The following is an 18,985-nucleotide window of genomic DNA, read 5'->3' as shown; positions in this document are numbered from 1 at the left end:
CGCTTTCCCCCAAGGGGCGCAGGGCGGTCTTTGCTTGCTGCCACCGAGTTAGGGTTGCAAAGGCCTTCTATAAAAGCGTCTCGGTTGTTGGGGTGCTCAAAAAGTCGCGCGATATTTGCGCAGGCATTTGCGTGCAGTGTGAGTTAGTGGGATAGATGACGCATTTAGGTGAACGCATACGCGCCCGGCGACAGGCGCTGGGTTTGAGTCAGGGACGCCTGGCGCAGATGGCGGATGTCACTGCATCCGCCATCTCGCAGATCGAGTCGGGAGCCATTCGGACTCTCAAGAATGACACGCTGGCAAGACTGGCCGTCGCGCTGCAGACCACGGCGCTGGAATTGATGGCAGGCCTGCATTCCGAGACCGCATCGCTACCCAGCGATGAGCAGCGCTTGCTCGACTCCTATAGAAAACTGCAGCCACCGCTGCAGGACATTGCTCTCAAATTGATTAAAGCTCTGCAGTGATTTCCGAATCACTTTATTGAGCAATCTCTTTTGTTTCAGAAAGGCCTGCTATCTGCAGGCCTTTTTGTTTTTTCATTTAAAAACAAGGGTTAACCCGATTATTGAATGTAGGACGAAATCTATTAATCTGTAGGAAATAAATGAAGATTGCGTAGATTGAACCGGAAGACATATGTGAGGGAAGAGTCAAGAAAATTGCAGATGCGTCTCGGTGTTTTTTGAAGTCTTTGTTTTTATTGGGGTTTTTCTGTGGGAGTACTCGCTTGCACATTGATTTAAATTGCCGAGAACTATGCTGCATAGTTGTTGATAGCTATTTCAAATATTTCAAGATGTTTCTGGCTTCGTAAGATTGGTTCCGCGGTGGTCGAAAACAGCCACAGCGATCTACCAACCTGATTGTTGAAGGAGCTAATCATGAAAGACCAAATCATCAAATTCTGGCGTGATGAAGAAGGTGCAACGGCGATTGAGTATGCGTTGATTGCAGGCCTTATGGCAGTGGGACTTGTCGCTGCCCTGGGATTTTTGACTGGGGGACTGAAAACGTTCTTTACTGATCTGTCAGACTTCATCATAACCAAAGTACCAAAATAATTGATATTTTTATTGATCTTGATTCTGGCATCTGCATGGGATATTCGCTATCGCAGAATTCCTAATTGGCTGATTCTGATTGCAGGTATTCTTGGCATATTTTCCCATGCGGATATTTTATCTCTCTCCCCATTGAGGGTTACATGGGTAGATAGTTTGATTGGAATCCTCTTGGTCATCGCTGTTTTGCTGCCGTTTTGGATAGCCAAGGTGATGGGAGCCGGAGACATAAAATTCTTTATTGTGCTGTCTTTGTGGCTGGGCTGGAAGATATTGATTCCTATATGGGTTGTCAGTGTTTTTATTTCTATAATTCATTTGGTAGCTAGAAGAGTATTTTTGTTGAGAAGAGATGAATTGGTATTCGTTAGAAAGAGATTTATGCCCTATGTTGCTCATATCTCAATGGCAACGGTGACAGTTTTAATGCTAGGCAAGTAAATACAGAGGGAAGGAGGGAATCGTGCAATTCAAAAAACAGCAAGGTGCGGCGGCAGTTGAATTTGCCATTCTCTTTCCCATCTTCTTTTTGATCTTCTACGCCATCATCACTTATGGCCTGATCTTTGCTGCACAGCAGACTCTGACTTTGGCAGCCGCCGAAGGGGCAAGAGCTGCAGTGCGATATCCCTCGGTTCCCACGGGCGGCACGATGACCAAGTCGGCCCAGTTACAGGCTCGCTTGACTGCAGCCTGTGCCACTGCGGCTTTGGCGACGGATTGGCTTTCCAAAATTGGTGCTGGCTTTGGCTCTACAGGATGTAGCGCAGGTGTAAGCGATGCTGCGGGGCTGTACGCCACTTCTGGTCTATGTGGTACGGGGTCTGCATCGTTCACTGCCTCCAACGATGCCAGCCTGGTGAACTGCGTGACCATGCAGGTGAACTACAACTACGCCTCTGCACCGCTGATTCCAAGGTTACTGGGGCCTTTGTTGAGTCTGCCCACTCCCAATCTTTTGCGGGGAAAAGCGGTCGCTCAAATTAGCTTGATTGACTGAGAACGATAAAGCCTTGCTCTTTGAAGCCAAGTAATAAGAGGGAATGTTATGGTGAATGTCGCAAAGATCGCGGTCGGGGTTTTGCTGGCAGTGGCATTGGCTCTGGGCGTTTATGGATGGATGCTCGCCAGGGCTCCTCAGCCTCAGGCTCCAGCTTCCGCCAGTGACAGCAAACCCAATGCCGGCATGAGCGTGGTGGTGGCTGCACAGGCCGTTCCGGCAGGTCAGACACTCAAGGCCGAGGATCTGCAGCTCACGCAGTTGCCCGTCAAGCCCGATGGTGCTTTTGGCGAGATTCAGGCTGCTATTGGCTCTGTGCCGGCGGTGGACATTCCCAAGGGCGCGCCTGTACTCCAAGGGCAGATGGTGACGGGCCTTGCCCTCAAGGTTGCAGAAGGTGAGCGTGCCGTCGCCGTCAAGGTCGATGAAAGCATTGGCGCCGGCAATCGCATACGCCCCGGGGACTTTGTCGACGTCTTCTTTGTACTGCGCCGCGATGGCAATGAAATCGACCAGAGCCAGGCGCGCTTGCTGCTCTCGCGCAAGCGTGTGCTGGCCTATGGCGCGGCGTCAGTCGATGCACTGACTACGGCTGAGAAAGCAGAAGGCAAGCAGGCCAATGGCCCCGACAACGCCCGCACTGCAGTGCTTGCAGTACCTGTGGCAGAGGTGAGTCAACTGGCCTTGGGAGGCTCTAACGGCAGCTTGGTACTCGCACTGCGCAATCCGACGGATATGACAGAGCCGGATATGGAAAAGTTTGCGCCGCTGCCCGGCGTGCTGACTGTGGCCATGTCCAAAGGAGCTGTTGCAGCGCCGCTGGAAGGTGCTGACGCAGCGCAGGCCGGTGTGGCCATGAGCAGCCTGGCAGGGTCTGCAGGCACTTCGGCAGCGCGCATGAATGCGGCCAAGCCCATGACAGCCGGGGTTGCCAAGCCAGCAGTGCCGCGCACACGTACCGCTTCCGCAGACTCTTCCCTGCCCGTTGAATTCGTGCGTGGCGCCAACTCCCAAACCGTGCGGTACTGATCTATGAACAACAAGACTGTTTCAATCGCATCCCGCACCTTTTCGCTGAAGCCGCTGTATCTGCTCTGCGGCCTGTCCTTGAGTGTTGTCACTGTCCCGGCCCTTGCGCAGCAAGTGCCCAATGCGGGCGAAAGCAGAGCGCAGCAAGCCACAGCAGCCAGGGAAATCAAGCTGGTCATGGGCGCTCAGCATGAGTTGAACCTGCCCGGCGGAGTGGAGCGCATTGCAATCGGTGACGACACGATTGCGGCGGTGCATATCAAGCGTGCAGGCAAGGGGGCTGCCGCCAAGATCCTGCTGAGCCCGCTCAAGCCCGGCAGTACATCGTTCATGGTATGGCCGCGCGGCGAAGCGCAGGCGCAGACCTATATGCTCAATGTGCAGCAGCGAGTGGAATTGCGCACGGCCAAGGCTTCCAGCCTGATAGAGCAGCAATTTGCCGGCGAGCTGGCGAACGCGCAGTTGGCCGACAAGGCCAAGACCGTCGATCTCTCCAGTGTCCAGCTCAAAAGCAATGTGGTGCAGGTCGATGTCAAGGTGGTCGAGTTCAACAAGACCCAGATGAAGAAGGTGGGTCTCAACCTGTTCAGCACGGCGCCCAACAGCTCGGGCTTCAGCTTTGGCATTTTTGGACGCGGGTCCTATGGAACTGGCGGCGGAAGTTCCACGACGGGTGCGGCAGCGAATCCTTTGACTCAGGCCTTCAACTTGCTGATGCAGTTCGATAAGGCCGGAATTGGCGTCAACATCGGCATGCTTGAAGGCAACAATTTGGCGCGAGTACTGGCCGCTCCAACGCTGGTGGCTCTGTCGGGTCAGAGTGCCAATTTCTTGTCGGGCGGGGAAGTGCCGGTTCCCGTGCCAGCGGGCACGGGCATGGTGGCCATTCAGTACAAGCCTTACGGCATTGGCTTGACGGTCTCTCCCACGGTGCTGTCCAACGATCGCATTGTGCTCAAGGTGGCGCCTGAGGCCAGCGAACTGGACTACGCCAACACCATAGTTCTGAACAGCGCGACCATTCCATCTATCACCACCCGCCGTGCCGATACCACGGTGGAGCTGGGCGACGGCGAAAGCTTTGTGATTGGCGGACTGGTCAGCCGCAACACCACATCAGGTACCGACAAGGTTCCTTTGCTGGGCGATATCCCGATTCTGGGTGTGCTGTTCAAGCGTCAGGAGTTTCAGCAAAAGGAGAGCGAGCTGGCGATTGTGGTGACGCCGCGCCTTGTCAAGCCGCTGGCGCGCGATGTGAATGTGGAGCCGCTGCTGCCTGGGCGCACCGAGCAGCGTGATCCTGCGGTGTGGGGTCCATGGATGGCGGGTGGTCTGGCGTCCAGCGTGGCGCCAGGCTTCTCGCGCTGAGTGTCCGGGTAGAGGCATGAATATGCGCATGGACTCATCCCAACTCAATACCGCACAGCCAGGGGCGGCGAGAGGCAATGCACGAGTGGTGCTGGTCACCCAGTCGCCATCGCACGCTTTCTGGCTGGCGAGTGCTCTGGGTAGCGATGCGGAAGTGATACCGGTGGCAGGCGATCTGGCTGCGCTTCACACTGCGATTTCGGCGCCAGGGCTTGGCGTGGTGGTGGTGGATTTCTCGGATCCCATGACGGAGGCTGCCATCGCCCTGGTCAGCGATCTGCGTGTCATATTCCCTGGGGTGGTGATCATGGGGGCTGGATCCGCCGTAGAACCAATGTCCATGCGCGCAGCCCTGCGCTGTGGTGTGGCTGAATTCATTGACTGGGATGCGTCCGAAAGTGAGGCCAGCGTCGCCATCAGGCATCAGATGCATGTACGCAGTCAGCTGCCTGCGGCTGTAGCTCTGGAGCAGGAAACAAAAGGTTTCTCCCTGCCTTTGCTGGGGGCACGTGTAGGGATGGGAGTGACTACGCTGGCAACGCATCTTGCCGTGATGTTCCAGGAGATGCATGCCTATGACGTGAGAGGCGCCAAGAACAAGAAACAGCTTGCTCGGCCCTTTGGAGCAAGTCAGCTGCCGCTGGATGAGTCCGCACATGCGGTATTGCTGGATCTGGGCTTGCCTGCACGCGATGGCTTGCTGTATCTGGGCATCGCGGGTGACTTCAGTTTTGTGGATGCGGTTCAGAATACGCGCCGCCTGGACGCGACATTGATCGAATCGGCCTTTGCCAAGCACTCCACGGGCACTGTGACTCTGGCCTGGCCTTCCGATCTGGGCATGCTGCGCGAAGTCAGCCCTGCAGCTGCAGCGGGCGTGGTCAACACGCTCAAGAGCTTGCTTGGGGTGCAGGTGATTGATCTGGGCGGCATGGTGCAGGCTGATTTTCTGGCGCCTTTGCTACGCGAGAGCGGACAGGGCTGGGTGGTTTGTGACCAGTCGCTGGGAGGCATTGTGTCTACGGCACAGATGCTCAAGGAGCTTGATGCCAAGGGTGTGAATCGCAGCACGCTCAAACTGGTGCTCAACCGCTTCAATGTGCAGGCCGGCCTGCCAGCCAAAGAGGTCGCGCAGCGCCTTGGTCTGGAATTGCTGCATGTGGTTCCGGATCGATCCACGGTTTTGCTGAATGCCGCCAGCTGTGGACAGTTGTTGTCGCAGTCGCTGCGCGGTGATCCCTATGTGACCTGTGTCAGAAGCATGGCCAGAGCATTGCTCAGCGGAGCGGTTGCGGCCGACAAGGTCGCGGCGCCAGCGTCGGGCGTTCTGGGGCAATGGGCCAAGCGATTGAGGAGAGGCGAATGAGCATGGACATTGTTTTCGCCGAAAAAGGTAGTCATTTTTCGGACTCGAAGCAACTGCTGCTGATCAAGAACGTCGCACACGAGCATTTGCTGACGCGTGTGGAGGAGCTGGGCGCGGTGTTTGCCAAATGGTCAACCAGTCGTGTGCGCCAGTTTGTACACCAGGAGCTGGAGCAGTTTGTGCGTCAGCAGCGGTTTCCCGTCAATGACGAGGAGGTGCAATGGATTGCGCAGGCTCTGAACAAGGAGCTGTCGGGGCTGGGGCCGCTTGACGACCTGATGGCCGACCCGGAGGTCGAGGACATTCTGATCAACGGTTATCAGCGCGTATTCGTTTCGCGCAAGGGAATTTTGCAGCAGGAGGCCTTGCATTTCACCGACAACGCCCATGTGCTGCGCATCGTGCGCCGCATCATCTCACCGCTGGGGCGCCGCCTCGATGAATCCACGCCCATGGTCGATGCGCGCTTGCCGGATGGAGGGCGTATCAATGTGGTGATAGAGCCGTTGTCGCTGGACGGGCCTGCGGTGTCGATACGCAAGTTTCGCAATGATCCGCTGCGGGTTCAGGATCTGGTCGATTTCGGCACCATGGACGAAGGCATGGCCCGCTTACTCGAGCTGGCGGTGCGCGAGCGCTGCAATATTCTTATCAGCGGCGGCACCAGTTGCGGCAAGACCTCCATGCTCAATGCGATTGCGGGCTTTATCCCCGCCAATGAGCGGGTGGTGACGATTGAGGATACGGCCGAGCTGACGCTGCCCCACCCTCATGTGGTGCGCATGGAAAGCCGTCCCGGTGGCTTTGAAGGCGCGGGAGTGGTTTCCATTCGGGATCTGCTGCGCAACAGCTTGCGCATGCGCCCGGATCGCATTGTGGTGGGCGAGGTGCGCGGCGCGGAAGTACTGGAGATGCTGCAGGCCATGAACACCGGTCACGATGGCTCCATGGCCACCATCCATGCCAGCTCTCCGCGCGAGTGTTTGCACCGCATGGAGATGCTTGCCGGCTTTGCGGGCTTTCAGGGCAGCGAGGTCAGCCTGCGCCGCCAGATTGCCAATGCGCTCGACTTCATCGTGCAGATCAGCCGCCTGCCCAATGGCAAGCGGCGCATCACATCAATTACCGAAGTCACGGGCATCATCGATAGCGTGATTGCCACGCAGGAGCTCTATCGTCACGAGCTGCTGCCGCAACCCGACGGCGAGGATCTGGAGCGTTGGACCACGCTGGGCATGGTACCGCATACGCCCAAGCTAGCGCGCTATCGCGCGGTGCTGCAGCACGCCGGAGGCAACGGCGCCAACCATGCGGGACTGCGCCATGGCTAGCAATGCGTTTTTGCTCCTGAGTCTGGCGCTGCTGATTGCGGCTGCCGCGATTGCGCTGTGGATGCTTGCCAGCCGGCAGCAGAGGACGCACCGTATGACCAGGCATCTGGAGCAGAGCCTGGAAAAAAGCGCGGCCGCTGCGGCCGGGTTTGTCGCCAAGAATGGGGCATCGGCTTTTGATGGTTCAGTGGCGGATGCCTTACTGGGCAACGAGAAAAGAACAGGCTGGCCGGTTCCCGCCATTTTGTTGGGGACGGTCGGTGCCGGACTTTTCTATGGCGGGCTGGTCTTGATTGCTGTGGCGTTTCTGATCGTTGGCTTTGCTGTTGGCTGGCTGGCCGGTAGTGCGGCGCTGGTGGTGCTGGGGATTGGCTTCTTCTTTTTGCTTTATGCGCGGGCTCAGAAGTACCGCGCCAGGCTCACGCAGCAATTGCCCGGCTTTCTTGATAACACGGTGCGCCTGGTGACCATTGGCAACTCCGTTCAGGCGGCCTTCCAGATGGCTGCAGCCAGCACCAAAGACCCGTTGCAGTCGGTCATGGAAAAGGCCGCCAGTCTGGCTCGTGCGGGTATGGATCTGGAGAATGCGGTCGCCCATGTAGCGAGGCAGACAAGACTGGACGAGCTGCACTTGCTGGCAGCTATTCTGCGCATCAGCGTGCGTTATGGCGGCCGGGTCGATCTGCTGCTGGAGCGTGTGGCCAATTTCATGCGCGACCGCGAACAGGCCGAGCAGGATCTCTCTGCCATGACGGCCGAAACGCGATTGTCTGCCTGGGTACTGAGCCTGCTGCCGGTGGCTGTGTGCTGTCTGATCATTTCCTTCAACGCGAGCTACTTTCTGCGCATGTGGAACGACGCTAATGGGCGCAACTTTATCTGGGCGGCGGCGGTCCTACAAATCCTTGGTGTGGTGCTGCTCTACCGCATGGCCAAGCTGGATGAGGGAGCAGATTGATGGAGACATCCCGTCTTTTGCTGATGCTGAGCGTGGCATTTCTGGCCTTGGCGGCGCTGATCAGTGCGGCGTTGATTGCCTATGCGCATCAGCGCCGTGAACGCAGCAGTCAGGTTGTGCGGGATGCGCTGAGCCGCAGCGGTTCAACGGCGGCGAATGCGACGACGGCGCCTGCCAGGCCCGCAGATCTGCTGCGCTCGCTCAATGGCGATGGCGACCTGCCTGCGCACTGGCTCAATACCTCGCTTGGCAAGGCATTGGTTGCCGAGGAAGACCGCATTTTGCTGAGCAAATGCGGTTGGGGATCAACTCGCGCGCAGCTGCAATACCTGATAGCGCGTTGCGTAGTCTCTGTATTGCTTGTACTGCTTGCTGCCTTTGTTTTCTCGGGCAGCAAGCTATTTCTGCTTTACCTGTTTGCTGCGTTCACCATAGGTTTTCTGCTTCCCAAATGGGTGCTGCGCAGCGTGGCTCGCCGTCGCAGGGCCAGCGTCGCCCGCGAGCTGCCTTTGTTTGTCGATTTGCTGGGCTTGTTGCAAGGCACGGGCATGAGTCTGGACCAGACCCTGCAGGTGATTGGCACCGATTTCGGCAATGTCATGCCTGTGCTTTCACGAGAGATACAGCTGGCCAGCCAGCAGTACAGCCGGGGCAGCACGCGTGAGCGTTCCTTTGCTCGCATGAGCGAGGTCTATCAGAACGACAACCTGGCCAATCTGACATCGCTGATGATTCAGATCGACAGATACGGCGGTGCCGTGCAGGAGCCGCTGCGTATTTTTGGCGAACGTCTGCGCGAGCAGCGCAAGGCCAAGATGAAGGAGTTGATAGGAAAGATCTCGGTCAAGATGACTGGCGTCATGGTGGTGACGCTGCTTCCGGCCCTGATCATCATTACAGCTGGACCGGGATTCCTTGCCGTGATCCGGGCACTGGGAGGGATAACAAAATGAAAAAAGAAAGCCGATATCTGATGCTGCCATTGGCCGCTGCAACCATGGCCCTGCTGTCGGGCTGCTCCAGCATGGGTAATCTGCTGGGGCAGAGCCAGCCCGTGTTGTCGCCCGCAGCCAAGGCCGCAGCAGATAGACCGCTGGAGAAGGAGGCGGTGGTCGACACGCAGGACACTTACCTCGCTCTGGTCAAGCAGATGCAGTCCAAGTCGCTCTGGTATGCCTCCATTGCGCACCTGGATGCGCTGGACAAGCAGTGGGGCGCTTCCAGCGATTCGCGGCTGTTGCGCGCCGATGCATTGCGTCAGGTGGGGCAGCTCAGTGCGGCCATCCCCATTTACCAGGGCCTGCTGGGCAGCGCCAAGGACGGAGCCGCACGCTACGGCCTGGGCCGTGTGGCCGCAGAGCAGGGCGACTTTCGCAGTGCCGCTCTGCAGATGGAGCAGGCGCGCTTGAGCAATCCCGTGGACTCGCGCCTGTTGACCGATCTGGGCTATGCCTATCTGCGTGCGCGTGATCTGAATGCAGCGCGCATCCCCTTGATGCAGGCGGCGCAGCTCAACCCCGAGGACGCTCAGGCCAATGTCAATCTGAGCCTGTTCATGATGGTCAGCGGCCAGAGCGCACAGGCCGAGGAATTCATGCGCCAGCGCAAGCTGGACGCACAGACCCAGCAACTGGTCAAGGAGCAGGCTGGGGAGTGGTTGAGAACTGCAAGCCTGGCCGCGGCAAAGCCTGCCGCAGCTGCGACCGGCAAGGTCGTCAACCTCTCCCGTCCGGAAGTGAAGACCGCGCCCGAGGCCGTGGCCAGTTCCGGGAAATCCGCCGAAGTGCCGGAGCCTGCTGCAGCGCAGGAGGTGCCCGCCGCAAAAAAGCCCGCACCGGAGCCTGAAGCCGCAAAGGCTCCGGTAGTGGTAGTCAAGGCAGCGGAGTCTGTGCAGCCTCCTGCTCAAATGTCCCAGTCCCCGTTGCCGCTGCCCGCAGCTGCGTCCATGATGGCGCGGAATGTGGTGCGGGGGCCCAGTGGTGGTCAGTGGATGGTCTCTGGCGGCAGCTTCGATGCAGGGCGACCACGTCACCCTGGTCAGGGGGCGAGCCAATTGATGCCTGCAGCTCCGCAAACCTATGCCTACGCGCCGCCTGTGCCTGTGCAGACAATTGACGCTTCTGTCGATGTAGCAGCTGCCGCTTCATTGGAAAGGACTTTAGCGCCAAAGCAGTCTGAAATGGCTGTAAATAAAGCGCAACTAGTTCCTGCTTCGATAGCAAAAACTGCGCCGCCGCTGGAGGCCACCGTGGCGACGGCTTCTCAGTCCGTCAGGCAGGAGGCGAGCAAAGCTGCACAGCCTCTGTTTAACGAGGCGATGCCCGCCAAACTGCAGCAGGCGCAACCAGCGCAGGCTACACGCGCCGAGTCTGCACCGCAGCCCGTGATCTCGCGCCAGCCCGTGCGCCCGACAAGATCAGTGCCGGACGCTGCGGTGGTGATGGCTGCTGCACATCCTGCCGCCGTTCGCCAAGCTGGTGAATCCGGTAGCAAACAGGCCGTGCAAGCCCTGCTGCCCCAGCGCGCAGCGGCGGGTGGCTTGTTTTTCGAGACACCCGATGAAGATGTCGGCAGCAAGCCTGCAGCTTCTGCCAAGAAGAGTGCACCCGAGCGTGCCTGGCCCTGAACCTTCAAGGAGTCCCCATGAATATGCAGACAGCATTCACCCAACGGGCCCGCGCATTCACCCTGACGTTGATGGCACTGGGCATGGCCTCGGCCGTCTTGGCGCAGGCCAGCAGCAATACCGGCATCGGCACGGGCGTGAGCAATATGAGCGCCCCACGAAGTGCGGCAGCGATGCCTGCAGCAACTGCACAGGCTGCGGTAACCCAGACACCGGCTCCCGGCAACGCTTCCCTGACACCACCCGCAAGCAATCGTGTGGGCGATGCCACCAGCTATCTGCTGGCGCTGCAGGCCAGTGGGCAGTACGCATCGCGCAATGCCTATCCCGTGACAAGCGATGTGGCCCAGCGTAGCTATCAGCGCTATCTGGAGAGCTTTACCCACAAGATCCCGGAAAGCGCGGAAACACAGGTGGGCAGCAAGACAGGTGGTAGCCGCTAAGCGGTCAGAGAGGTTCTCTGCATGCAGTCTTTTGCCAAAGGCCTGAACCGTGTTCGCATTCGTCGCCAATCGGGCTCTGTGGCGACGCTGGGGGCGTTGTGGCTGATGATTGCCGTGATCTGCCTGGCAACCATCGATATCGGCAATGTGTTCTGGCAGAAGCGTGAGTTGCAGAAGATTGCCGATCTGGCGGCGCTGGCGGGGGCCCAGAGCGAGACCCCAGCAGCCTGTCAGGCGAATGCGACTCGTATCGCGACCTTGAACGGGATGACGGGTGTACCGCAGGTTGAATGTGGAAACTGGACCCCAAGTCCCGGGGGGGCCGATTCCAGGACCTATTTTGTGAATGGGGCCAGCCCCCTGAATGCTTCCCGTGTGACCGTTGCGCGAAGGGTGCCGTATTTGTTCCTGTTTTCAGTGACTGCCGGTGGTGGGCGTCAAGTTGAAGCCGTTGCGACCGCGGCGCGAAGCAGGCCATTGGTACAGTTGCGTATTAGAAGCAAGCTAATTGAAATAGATGATAAGAAGTCTGCCATATTGAACCCAATAATTGGAGGGCTACTTGGAGGGAGTTTAAATATCCAAGCTGTTGGGTGGAATGGTTTGGCTAAGACACATTTGTCATTGCTCGATTTTTTTAAAGAAATTGGGGTAAAAAGAGGTTTGATAAATGTTGATGCAACGGTCATTGACTACGAGAAAATATTGGATGCTCCAATTTCGGCATTGGATGTGATTGATGTCATGCTTTCTCTTTTTCAGAGAACAACATCTTCTAATAATGATCCTCAGGCAGTGAGCGCCGCGATAACGGCTTTGAATGCAATCATTGCTGCAAATATATCGAAATTTCAAATTACGCTAAGGTCGCTGTTAGATGTGAAATCTGGTCTTCCGGAATCTGCGCTACAAGCTCAATTGAATCCATTGAATATTGTTCAATTATTGGCCCAGGTTTCAGGTAATAAGAATGGGCTTGTTGTAAAAGGTAGCGTGCTTAACCTTCCAGGGATTGGAACAGTCAAGATTAGCTTAAAAGTTGTTGAGCCTCCACAATCATCGGTGATTGCAGCCCTGCCTTCCGTGAGTTCGTCATCTTTTGAAACTGCGGCAGTAACTGTAAAAACGGCACAAGTTCAATCGTTAATTTCTGTAGACCTGACTGCGCTCGACGGCCTAGGTGGCTTGACTAATATCATATTTAATCTGGTCGGTGCTCTAACAACAGTGTCGCCTAGGATTATTGAAGTCCCTGCAAGATTTGACGTACATGTTGAGGGTGTTGGGGCGCAGGCTTGGGTGGAGAATGGTCAATGTACTCCGGAAAAAAAGATGAGAGTCCACGCGGAGACATCGATTGCAAAAATCAGGTTTGGAAGATTAGGTAATTCAGCCGAGGAGGCTTTTGCAAATGCATATAGTAGTAATCCATCATATTACTTGGAGCCATTTAGAATAATTGATATTGGGCGTCAACCAATTCTATTGGGGGGGCTGCTTGGTGCAAGAGAGGCAGGATATTATGGTGGGGTTGGATTAAAGATAGATACTTCCAAAGCTATTAAAAAAGAGAAAATATTTAATCTCGCTGCGCCGGATAGTTTGCTGTCGTTTAAAAGCGAGAACGAAGAATTTCAGAGCTTCAGCATGAGTGGTTTAATTGGTAGTTTGCAGGGCCTTTTTGATGCAGGTGCAATTGAAGTAATAGAACCACCAAAAGGTAATGGGTTGATTGCCGGTCTTCTGAATCTGGTAAATAATATTGTGGGTGAGGTTTTGAAATTAATTTCTACTATTGTGGGGAAAATATTAGCTCCGCTGTTGGATCCTGTTATAGACCAGCTTCTAGCGTTGTTGGGGATTGACTTGGCGCAAGCTGAAGTTGAAGGCCGTATGGATTGCGGAATGGTCGATCTGGTTTACTGAAAATCATTCAATATGTGAATTATTTTCCTCAATGCGTAATACGCGCTGTCTCTTCGGATTTGGCAGCGACCGCCGTTAAGTATTAATCGCTCACTGTAACAGCGATCTGCTAATGTCAATCCCACCCACACCGTCCCCACTGGCTTTTCAGCAGAGCCTCCGCTAGGGCCCGCAATCCCCGTCACGGCAATGCTGACCTGGGCGCGTGAGTGACGGATGGCGCCTTCAGCCATGGCGCGCACGACTTCCTCGCTGACGGCGCCGTGCTTTGCGATCAGCTCGGCGGGCACGCCCAGCATCTCGGTCTTGGCCTCGTTGGAGTAGGTCACGAAACCACGTTCGAACCACTGGCTGGAGCCTGCCAGATCGGTGCAGGCCGCGGCGATCATGCCGCCGGTGCAGCTTTCGGCGGTGGCCAGCATCCAGCCTTTTTCGGTCAGCCTGGCGGCCAGTTGTCGCACCAGTTCTTCGATGCTGCTTGCTTGTGTGCTCATCGTCTCCTCCATGGCTTGCACCGTCAGAAGAAATGTCGCCAGAGGGCCACGACCAGCAGGGTGCAGAAAGCGGCCACCAGGTCATCCCACATGATTCCCCAGCCGCCGCGCGGGCCGAAGCCTTTGAACAGGCGGTCTGCCCATTTGACGGGTTGGGGCTTGACGGCATCAAAAAAGCGGAACAGCGCAAAGCAGGTGAGCTGGCCCCAGAAGCCCATGGGCATGCACAGCCACAGAACAATCCACATGGCGACCACTTCGTCCCAGACGATATGGCCAGGGTCGGCCACGCGCATATGCTTTGCGGTGACGGTGCAGGCCCACCAGCCTACGGGAATGCTGGCGGCAATCAGCCAGCCGATCTGTGCCGGGCTCAGCCACAGTGCCAGCACCAGATAGGCCAGCCAGGCCCACAGGCTGCCCACCGTGCCGGGGGCGACGCGGGGCAGGCCGGAGCCAAAGCCCAGAGCAATCAGATGGGCCGGGTGTTGCAGCATGAACTTCACGTTGGGGTGGGCGATTCCCGCCGCATTCATTCCGGGGCGTGCTTTGTTATTGATAGCTGCTTGCGCAATATCGGCAGGTGCTGCAGCGCTGTTTGATGAGTCATCCGTCATGGCGTGATGATAAGCGCAGGCTTATTGCAGGCCGGTAATGGGCTGGTTTTCGGGAAAGCGGATCTGGTGCGTGGCCTGGAACTGCGCCGTGCTGCGGGCGGCCAGATTCTGCTCCCAGGCAACCATGCCGTTTTGCGCATTCCAGCTGGTGGTGGCTGGCTGCGGGCTGTATTGCGACTGGACCTTGATCTGCTCATTGCGCGAAACAGGGGCCGAGTCCAGCACCTGCAGCGCGATGGGCTGGTTGTGACGGTTTTCGACGGCGTAGCTGCGCACGATGCTGCGCTCGGTCTTGCTGCTGACCCAGCCGCCGCTGCCGGTATGACTTTGCGCAGGCAGGCGGCGCACCACGACGTTGTCATCGCGGCCAAAAGACAGTCCTTGCGCCAGTGCCTGGGCGTTGCCAAAGTCCAGCCTGCCATTGCCAACCAGTGCCTCGTCACGGAACAGTGCTACCGGGCCCGCCGGCCAGATGCCTGGCGGAGCCTGCAACGTGGCAATCAGATAGGCCGCCTCTTCCATGGCCGGCGCGGTGCGGGTCAGCAAGCTGGTGGCCAGATTTTCCTGGCCTAGCGACAGCGTGATGCGCTCGGCGCTGGAGGGTACGCTGATCTTGTACGGCACGATGAATTGCGTGCTGTAGGCCGTGTTGATGCTGGAGACATCGAGCACAGGCAAGTCCGGTGCTGCTGCCTCTTCGCGCATTGCCCGGGCTCCGCTGCGCGCCATCATGGCGACGGGGGCTGGTGCCGGAGCGGCGGGGGGCATTGGTTGCGCGATATCCACCGTCCAGGGGCGCGGCATGACACCCTGGGTGCTGCGGCCGGGTTGGCCGGTGGACAGGCGCAGGCGCACATTGCTCCAGTCCTCGCCACTGGCCTGCACGACCAGGGCCTGGCGCTCCAGCTGCACCTGCTGTCTGGCGGTGTTCAACTGAGCGCGGTAGCTGGGCTGCCAGCTGGGGCCGCGCACCTGATAGCTCAGGCGCACATTGGCAGCGCGTGCGCTGGCCAGTTGCACGCTGACTTTCATGACCTGAGACTGCTCGGAGCCCGTGCGATCGCGCTCCTGGCGCAGAGGCTGCAACTGCGCCAGCAGATCCTGCTTCTGGCGCTGAATCTGGTGAGCACGCAGGCTGTTGTCGCGGCTGGTCTGGCGCAGGGCCTGGCTTGTGCCGGCAATCTGAGCAGGGCTGATTCTGGCTTCGTCGCCGGGCTTGCTCATGCTCTGCAGAAAATCGCCCACCAGCCTGGCTGCTCCTTCTTCGGCCTCGATGTTCGCGAGCTGATCTTCAAGGCTGCGAATCTGCTGGTCCAGCGGGCTGGTGCATTCCTTGGCAGCCATCTGCCTGGACTGCATCAGGGTCTTGATCTCACCCACGCGCACGCCTTCGTCTCCGTTAATCTGCAGGCTTTGCGTATCCACGCTGGCGGGCAGGCATTCAAAGCTGAGCAGGCGTGTCTGGGCGTCGATGCGTGCCTCGCGCTGTACGGCGGCGATGCCGGGATAGAGCGTGACTTCTGTGATGGGCGCGCGATTGCCAGAGACACTGAGGCTGCTGGCGTCGGCCAGGGCGAGCCTGGGCAAAGCAGCTGCGACACAGACCATGAATACGGGCAGAAGACAGCTTGAACGCATTGGGCAGCTCTTGTGGATAGCGAGGGCTTGAGCTTAACCCAGGGCTCTTGGCGCGCCGCTTGTCAGGTGCCGGCCGCCTCCTGCCCGCGTGCTCGGCGTTCAGCTGCCGAAGTGGTCGAAGGATTTCCAGCGGTTTTGCAGCAGGGCTCCGTCTGCGTCGATCACGCGCAGGCCCGGCTCGGCATCGATGCGGCCTATGCGATGCACAGTCGTGCCGCTGGCAGCGCCTGCAGCCAGCACGTCGGCATGCCGGGCTGCGGGGGCGGTAAAACACAGCTCGTAGTCATCGCCGCCGGCCAGTGTGCATTGCTGCTGCAGCTTTGAATCGAATTGCCATGCATCGCTTTGCGGATAGGCGGCTGCGGCCATCAAGGGCGTGGTGCAGCGGCTGTCTACCGTGGCGCCGACGCTGGACAGCTCCAGAATATGGCCGAGATCGCCGAGCAGACCGTCGCTGACATCCAGCGCGCTGCTGGCAATGCCGCGCAGCGCCAGGCCCAGGGCCACGCGCGGCGTGGGCGCTTCCAGCCGCTGGCGGGCCTGCTGCAGCAACTCGGCAGGCAATTGCACATGGCCCAGCATGGCCTCCAGCGCCAGTCGTGCATCGCCCAGATTGCCGCTGACCCAGATCTCATCGCCGGCCCTGGCGCCGCTGCGCAGCAAGGCCTGGCCGGCAGGGACTTCGCCAAATACGGTGATGCAGATATTGAGCGGGCCGCCCGTGGTGTCGCCGCCGATCAGCTCGCATTCATGGGCGTCGGCCAGAGCCAGCAGGCCGGCCGCAAATTCGCTGATCCAGGCCTCGTCGGCACCGGGCAGGGACAGGGCCAGCGTGAATGCCAGAGGCCTGGCGCCGCTGGCGGCCAGATCGCTGAGATTGACGGCCAGAGCCTTGTGGCCCAGCAGGCGCGGGTTCACGTCGGAAAAGAAGTGGCGGCCCTCGACCAGCATGTCGCTGGAGATGGCCAGCTGCATGCCGGGGGCCGGGGCCAGCAGCGCGCAATCGTCGCCCACGCCCAGGGCGGCGCGACGTACGGGGCGCTGGAAGTAGCGGCGGATCAGATCGAATTCACCCATGAAGTCTCTGGCCGCCCGCGATGCTGCGGCCTGGTGGCCGCTGGTCGGCGGCGGTTAAAGGTCAAGGCCAGAAAAAGCTCAGCGGCCTGCGCCAGAAGCGCTGGCGTATCGCCTTGTAGATGCGCGAGCGGTCCACGCCGCTGACGTTGTGGGCACGCAGGGCGACGCGGAAAGCCAGATAGAAGCTCACCCCCACATTCAGCGCCGCATTGAAGGGCAGCATGGCCACGGCCCACCACAGCAGATCGTCATGCAGTACATCCCAGCCCAGCGATGCCACGGCGACGCCGATCTGGCCGGTGGACAGGGTGACGTGGCGCACTTCCAGTCCCAGGCCGAAGAAGGCCGCAAATGCAGGCACCAGGCCCAGCATGAAACCCAGCGAGATATTGGATGCCAGGCTGGAGACATTCTTGCGCAAGAAGCTTGCCCAGCGATCCGCGCGGCCCGTGCCCAGAAAGCGAGTGATGCGCGGGTTGTAGCGAATCACCGAATCGATGTTGCGCAGCACAAACCAGTTTTCCGCACCACCGGCAATCAGGCTGCTGACAAACAGCAGCACGCCGGTAAAGGCGGCGAAGAGCACGGACGGCCCCAGCAGACTCAGCGAGTCCAGCACCTGGCGCGCATGCGGGGTGCTGAGCGCCTGATGACCGACCAGATAGGCATAGCCCAGCGACAGCAGCAGCGCCCCGGGGAAGACGATGAGCACGTTGCCCAGAATGGCAGCCACCTGGGAGCGCACCAGATGGGCGACTTCGTCGACGAACTCCTGGATGGAGCCATCACTTTGGATGTCCTTGAGCTTGGCCGCCATGGCCGGCGCCGTCATGGCCGGCTGCTTGGTGGCCACCGTGAAGTGCAGCATCTGGATCAGCACAAAGCTGATGGCGTAGTTGAAGCCCGCAGCCAGTCCCGACCAGAAGACGGACAGGCCCAGCGCATACAGTGCAAACTTGGCCAGCGTGGTGAAGGCCATCACAAAGCCGCCACCCGCGGCCTTGGCAACCATCTTGCGGTATTCGCTGCCGTCGCGGGTGATGTAGTGCTCGCCGGTTTCGGCACTGCGCTCGGCCACCTTGGCTGCCAGCAGCGATGAGTTGGTGGACATCAGCGCGCGCACGCTGCGCCGCTCTATGCCCACGGCCACGAGGTTGGAGAGCAGCTCTGACGTCTCGTAGGCGCGGTCTTCTGCCAGCAGGCAATCGAGCAGGCGGCGAATGCGCAGAATGCGCGCACGCACCTGGCGCAGGCGGAAGATCAGGCCGACGGAAATGCCTTCGGCCTCGACATAGGAGTACACCGACGATACGGCGGCGCGGCAGGCCTCGAGCCGTTCGCGCAGCTGGGCGGCTGCGGCGTCGCGCCTGTCGGTGGTGCGCAGCGGCAGCATGACCTCCACACGCAGGTTCTCCACATCGTGGATCAGCGCATGAAACGGTTTTTCCTCGCGTGCCTGCTCACTCATGCGCAGACGCAGCTCTGGGGCAAACCCCGTGGAGAGAATCTGGCCCGCGCAATAGGTGATGGCATCCAGCAGGTTGCGCTCCCAGAAGCTCACGCCTTCTTCGAGCTGTTGCGGGGTCAGCAAGGTGGTGATGCGGGCCATGAGTTGGCTGTCCAGCGCATGCAGCCAGCGGGCGTCGAAACGGTCGGGAAAGACCAGCATGAACAGCTCGGAGGCATCCTCGGTCTCGGGCGTGCTGGGCAGCAGCTTGTAGCGCAGGCGTTCGGCCACTTCGCTGGCCATGGCGGTGCGCGGGGCAAAGCCGAAATCGGCCAGCAGGGCGGTGATGTCCACCGTCTCCATCAGCGTCTGGCTCCAGCGACGCAGCCGGGCCAGGGCTTCGGGATCGGCCTCGAAGGCCTCGACGATCTGTTTCACGCGCTGCACGGCGCCTTCGACAGAGGGTTCGGCTGCGCGTATCCATTCGGCCAGATGGATCAGCCACAGATGGCGTTGCGCAAGGCCTGCATCGGGGTCCAGGGACGCCAGCAGGCCGGGCAGGTCAAGAGTGCTTTTCTTCATGCAAATGTGGGTGCTT

At 59.1% G+C, this 18,985-nt stretch carries 18 protein-coding genes; 13 read left to right on the top strand and 5 right to left on the bottom strand.

Annotation, left to right across the window (positions count from 1 at the left end):
- The first annotated feature begins 155 nt into the window (after nt 1-155).
- The 13 genes from AAIL66_RS03785 (at nt 156) to AAIL66_RS03725 (ending at nt 13,114) form a co-directional block, all read left to right on the top strand.
- Nucleotides 156-470 carry a helix-turn-helix transcriptional regulator gene (locus tag AAIL66_RS03785; RefSeq protein WP_034355129.1) on the top strand — a complete coding sequence of 105 codons (315 nt, stop codon included), beginning with the start codon at nt 156-158 and terminating at the stop codon, nt 468-470.
- Nucleotides 471-887: 417 nt separating this feature from the next.
- A complete protein-coding gene (locus tag AAIL66_RS03780) occupies nt 888-1,067 on the top strand; it encodes a Flp family type IVb pilin (protein WP_343496040.1) in 180 nt (59 codons plus the stop codon).
- A 12-nt stretch (nt 1,068-1,079) separates the two neighbouring features.
- Complete coding sequence (locus AAIL66_RS03775) at nt 1,080-1,508, top strand: A24 family peptidase (RefSeq protein ID WP_343496039.1); 429 nt, start codon at nt 1,080-1,082, stop codon at nt 1,506-1,508.
- A 22-nt stretch (nt 1,509-1,530) separates the two neighbouring features.
- Nucleotides 1,531-2,067, top strand: a complete 537-nt coding sequence (locus AAIL66_RS03770; RefSeq protein WP_046461605.1) for a TadE/TadG family type IV pilus assembly protein — start codon at nt 1,531-1,533, stop codon at nt 2,065-2,067.
- Nucleotides 2,068-2,115: 48 nt separating this feature from the next.
- Nucleotides 2,116-3,096 carry a Flp pilus assembly protein CpaB gene (cpaB, locus tag AAIL66_RS03765; protein WP_343496038.1) on the top strand — a complete coding sequence of 327 codons (981 nt, stop codon included), beginning with the start codon at nt 2,116-2,118 and terminating at the stop codon, nt 3,094-3,096.
- Between the two features lie 3 nt (nt 3,097-3,099).
- On the top strand, nt 3,100-4,464 hold the full coding sequence (locus AAIL66_RS03760; RefSeq protein WP_343496037.1) for a pilus assembly protein N-terminal domain-containing protein: 1,365 nt from the start codon (nt 3,100-3,102) through the stop codon (nt 4,462-4,464).
- A gap of 28 nt (nt 4,465-4,492) precedes the next feature.
- Nucleotides 4,493-5,830, top strand: coding sequence for a histidine kinase (locus tag AAIL66_RS03755; RefSeq protein ID WP_343496036.1), 1,338 nt, complete (start codon nt 4,493-4,495; stop codon nt 5,828-5,830).
- Nucleotides 5,827-7,161 (top strand): CpaF family protein, encoded by a 1,335-nt coding sequence (locus AAIL66_RS03750; RefSeq protein ID WP_034404589.1) that lies wholly within the window; start codon nt 5,827-5,829, stop codon nt 7,159-7,161. The genes AAIL66_RS03755 and AAIL66_RS03750 overlap by 4 nt, the downstream gene beginning before the upstream one ends.
- Complete coding sequence (locus AAIL66_RS03745) at nt 7,154-8,119, top strand: type II secretion system F family protein (protein ID WP_343496035.1); 966 nt, start codon at nt 7,154-7,156, stop codon at nt 8,117-8,119. The genes AAIL66_RS03750 and AAIL66_RS03745 overlap by 8 nt, the downstream gene beginning before the upstream one ends.
- The gene (locus AAIL66_RS03740) at nt 8,119-9,072 is read left to right on the top strand and encodes a type II secretion system F family protein (protein ID WP_343496034.1); all 954 of its coding nucleotides are present in this window, start codon (nt 8,119-8,121) and stop codon (nt 9,070-9,072) included. The genes AAIL66_RS03745 and AAIL66_RS03740 overlap by 1 nt, the downstream gene beginning before the upstream one ends.
- Entirely contained in the window at nt 9,069-10,745 is a 1,677-nt protein-coding gene (locus AAIL66_RS03735) for a hypothetical protein (protein WP_343496033.1), read from the top strand. Before AAIL66_RS03740 ends, AAIL66_RS03735 begins: the two co-directional genes overlap by 4 nt.
- Nucleotides 10,746-10,762: 17 nt before the next feature.
- Nucleotides 10,763-11,188, top strand: a complete 426-nt coding sequence (locus AAIL66_RS03730) for a DUF3613 domain-containing protein (protein WP_343496032.1) — start codon at nt 10,763-10,765, stop codon at nt 11,186-11,188.
- 21 nt (nt 11,189-11,209) lie between these two features.
- The gene (locus AAIL66_RS03725) at nt 11,210-13,114 is read left to right on the top strand and encodes a TadG family pilus assembly protein (RefSeq protein ID WP_343496031.1); all 1,905 of its coding nucleotides are present in this window, start codon (nt 11,210-11,212) and stop codon (nt 13,112-13,114) included.
- Here AAIL66_RS03725 and AAIL66_RS03720 read toward each other — a convergent pair.
- The 5 genes from AAIL66_RS03720 to AAIL66_RS03700 form a co-directional block, all read right to left on the bottom strand.
- Nucleotides 13,108-13,608, bottom strand: coding sequence for a CinA family protein (locus AAIL66_RS03720; RefSeq protein ID WP_343496030.1), 501 nt, complete (start codon nt 13,606-13,608; stop codon nt 13,108-13,110). The genes AAIL66_RS03725 and AAIL66_RS03720 overlap by 7 nt on opposite strands.
- A gap of 23 nt (nt 13,609-13,631) precedes the next feature.
- Nucleotides 13,632-14,225 (bottom strand): phosphatidylglycerophosphatase A, encoded by a 594-nt coding sequence (locus AAIL66_RS03715; RefSeq protein ID WP_343496029.1) that lies wholly within the window; start codon nt 14,223-14,225, stop codon nt 13,632-13,634.
- A 21-nt stretch (nt 14,226-14,246) separates the two neighbouring features.
- The gene (locus AAIL66_RS03710) at nt 14,247-15,863 is read right to left on the bottom strand and encodes a DUF4139 domain-containing protein (protein ID WP_343496028.1); all 1,617 of its coding nucleotides are present in this window, start codon (nt 15,861-15,863) and stop codon (nt 14,247-14,249) included.
- A 99-nt stretch (nt 15,864-15,962) separates the two neighbouring features.
- Complete coding sequence (gene thiL / locus AAIL66_RS03705; RefSeq protein ID WP_343496027.1) at nt 15,963-16,940, bottom strand: thiamine-phosphate kinase; 978 nt, start codon at nt 16,938-16,940, stop codon at nt 15,963-15,965.
- Nucleotides 16,941-17,001: 61 nt separating this feature from the next.
- On the bottom strand, nt 17,002-18,969 hold the full coding sequence (locus AAIL66_RS03700) for a site-specific recombinase (protein ID WP_343496026.1): 1,968 nt from the start codon (nt 18,967-18,969) through the stop codon (nt 17,002-17,004).
- Nucleotides 18,970-18,985: the final 16 nt, after the last annotated feature.

This window comes from Comamonas sp. F1-6 (genome assembly GCF_039581415.1).
Taxonomy (GTDB): domain Bacteria; phylum Pseudomonadota; class Gammaproteobacteria; order Burkholderiales; family Burkholderiaceae_C; genus Comamonas; species Comamonas thiooxydans.
This window is presented reverse-complemented; position numbering and strand designations above follow the sequence as displayed.

What these genes read in the sequence shown, in the direction of transcription:
- AAIL66_RS03785 (WP_034355129.1), top strand. Translation starts at nt 156, where the DNA reads ATGACGCATTTAGGTGAACGCATACGCGCCCGGCGACAGGCGCTGGGT.
- AAIL66_RS03780 (WP_343496040.1), top strand. Translation starts at nt 888, where the DNA reads ATGAAAGACCAAATCATCAAATTCTGGCGTGATGAAGAAGGTGCAACG.
- cpaB (WP_343496038.1), top strand. Translation starts at nt 2,116, where the DNA reads ATGGTGAATGTCGCAAAGATCGCGGTCGGGGTTTTGCTGGCAGTGGCA.
- AAIL66_RS03760 (WP_343496037.1), top strand. Translation starts at nt 3,100, where the DNA reads ATGAACAACAAGACTGTTTCAATCGCATCCCGCACCTTTTCGCTGAAG.
- AAIL66_RS03755 (WP_343496036.1), top strand. Translation starts at nt 4,493, where the DNA reads ATGGACTCATCCCAACTCAATACCGCACAGCCAGGGGCGGCGAGAGGC.
- AAIL66_RS03750 (WP_034404589.1), top strand. Translation starts at nt 5,827, where the DNA reads ATGAGCATGGACATTGTTTTCGCCGAAAAAGGTAGTCATTTTTCGGAC.
- AAIL66_RS03745 (WP_343496035.1), top strand. Translation starts at nt 7,154, where the DNA reads ATGGCTAGCAATGCGTTTTTGCTCCTGAGTCTGGCGCTGCTGATTGCG.
- AAIL66_RS03740 (WP_343496034.1), top strand. Translation starts at nt 8,119, where the DNA reads ATGGAGACATCCCGTCTTTTGCTGATGCTGAGCGTGGCATTTCTGGCC.
- AAIL66_RS03735 (WP_343496033.1), top strand. Translation starts at nt 9,069, where the DNA reads ATGAAAAAAGAAAGCCGATATCTGATGCTGCCATTGGCCGCTGCAACC.
- AAIL66_RS03730 (WP_343496032.1), top strand. Translation starts at nt 10,763, where the DNA reads ATGAATATGCAGACAGCATTCACCCAACGGGCCCGCGCATTCACCCTG.
- AAIL66_RS03725 (WP_343496031.1), top strand. Translation starts at nt 11,210, where the DNA reads ATGCAGTCTTTTGCCAAAGGCCTGAACCGTGTTCGCATTCGTCGCCAA.
- AAIL66_RS03720 (WP_343496030.1), bottom strand. Translation starts at nt 13,608, where the DNA reads ATGAGCACACAAGCAAGCAGCATCGAAGAACTGGTGCGACAACTGGCC.
- AAIL66_RS03715 (WP_343496029.1), bottom strand. Translation starts at nt 14,225, where the DNA reads ATGACGGATGACTCATCAAACAGCGCTGCAGCACCTGCCGATATTGCG.
- AAIL66_RS03710 (WP_343496028.1), bottom strand. Translation starts at nt 15,863, where the DNA reads ATGCGTTCAAGCTGTCTTCTGCCCGTATTCATGGTCTGTGTCGCAGCT.
- thiL (WP_343496027.1), bottom strand. Translation starts at nt 16,940, where the DNA reads ATGGGTGAATTCGATCTGATCCGCCGCTACTTCCAGCGCCCCGTACGT.
- AAIL66_RS03700 (WP_343496026.1), bottom strand. Translation starts at nt 18,969, where the DNA reads ATGAAGAAAAGCACTCTTGACCTGCCCGGCCTGCTGGCGTCCCTGGAC.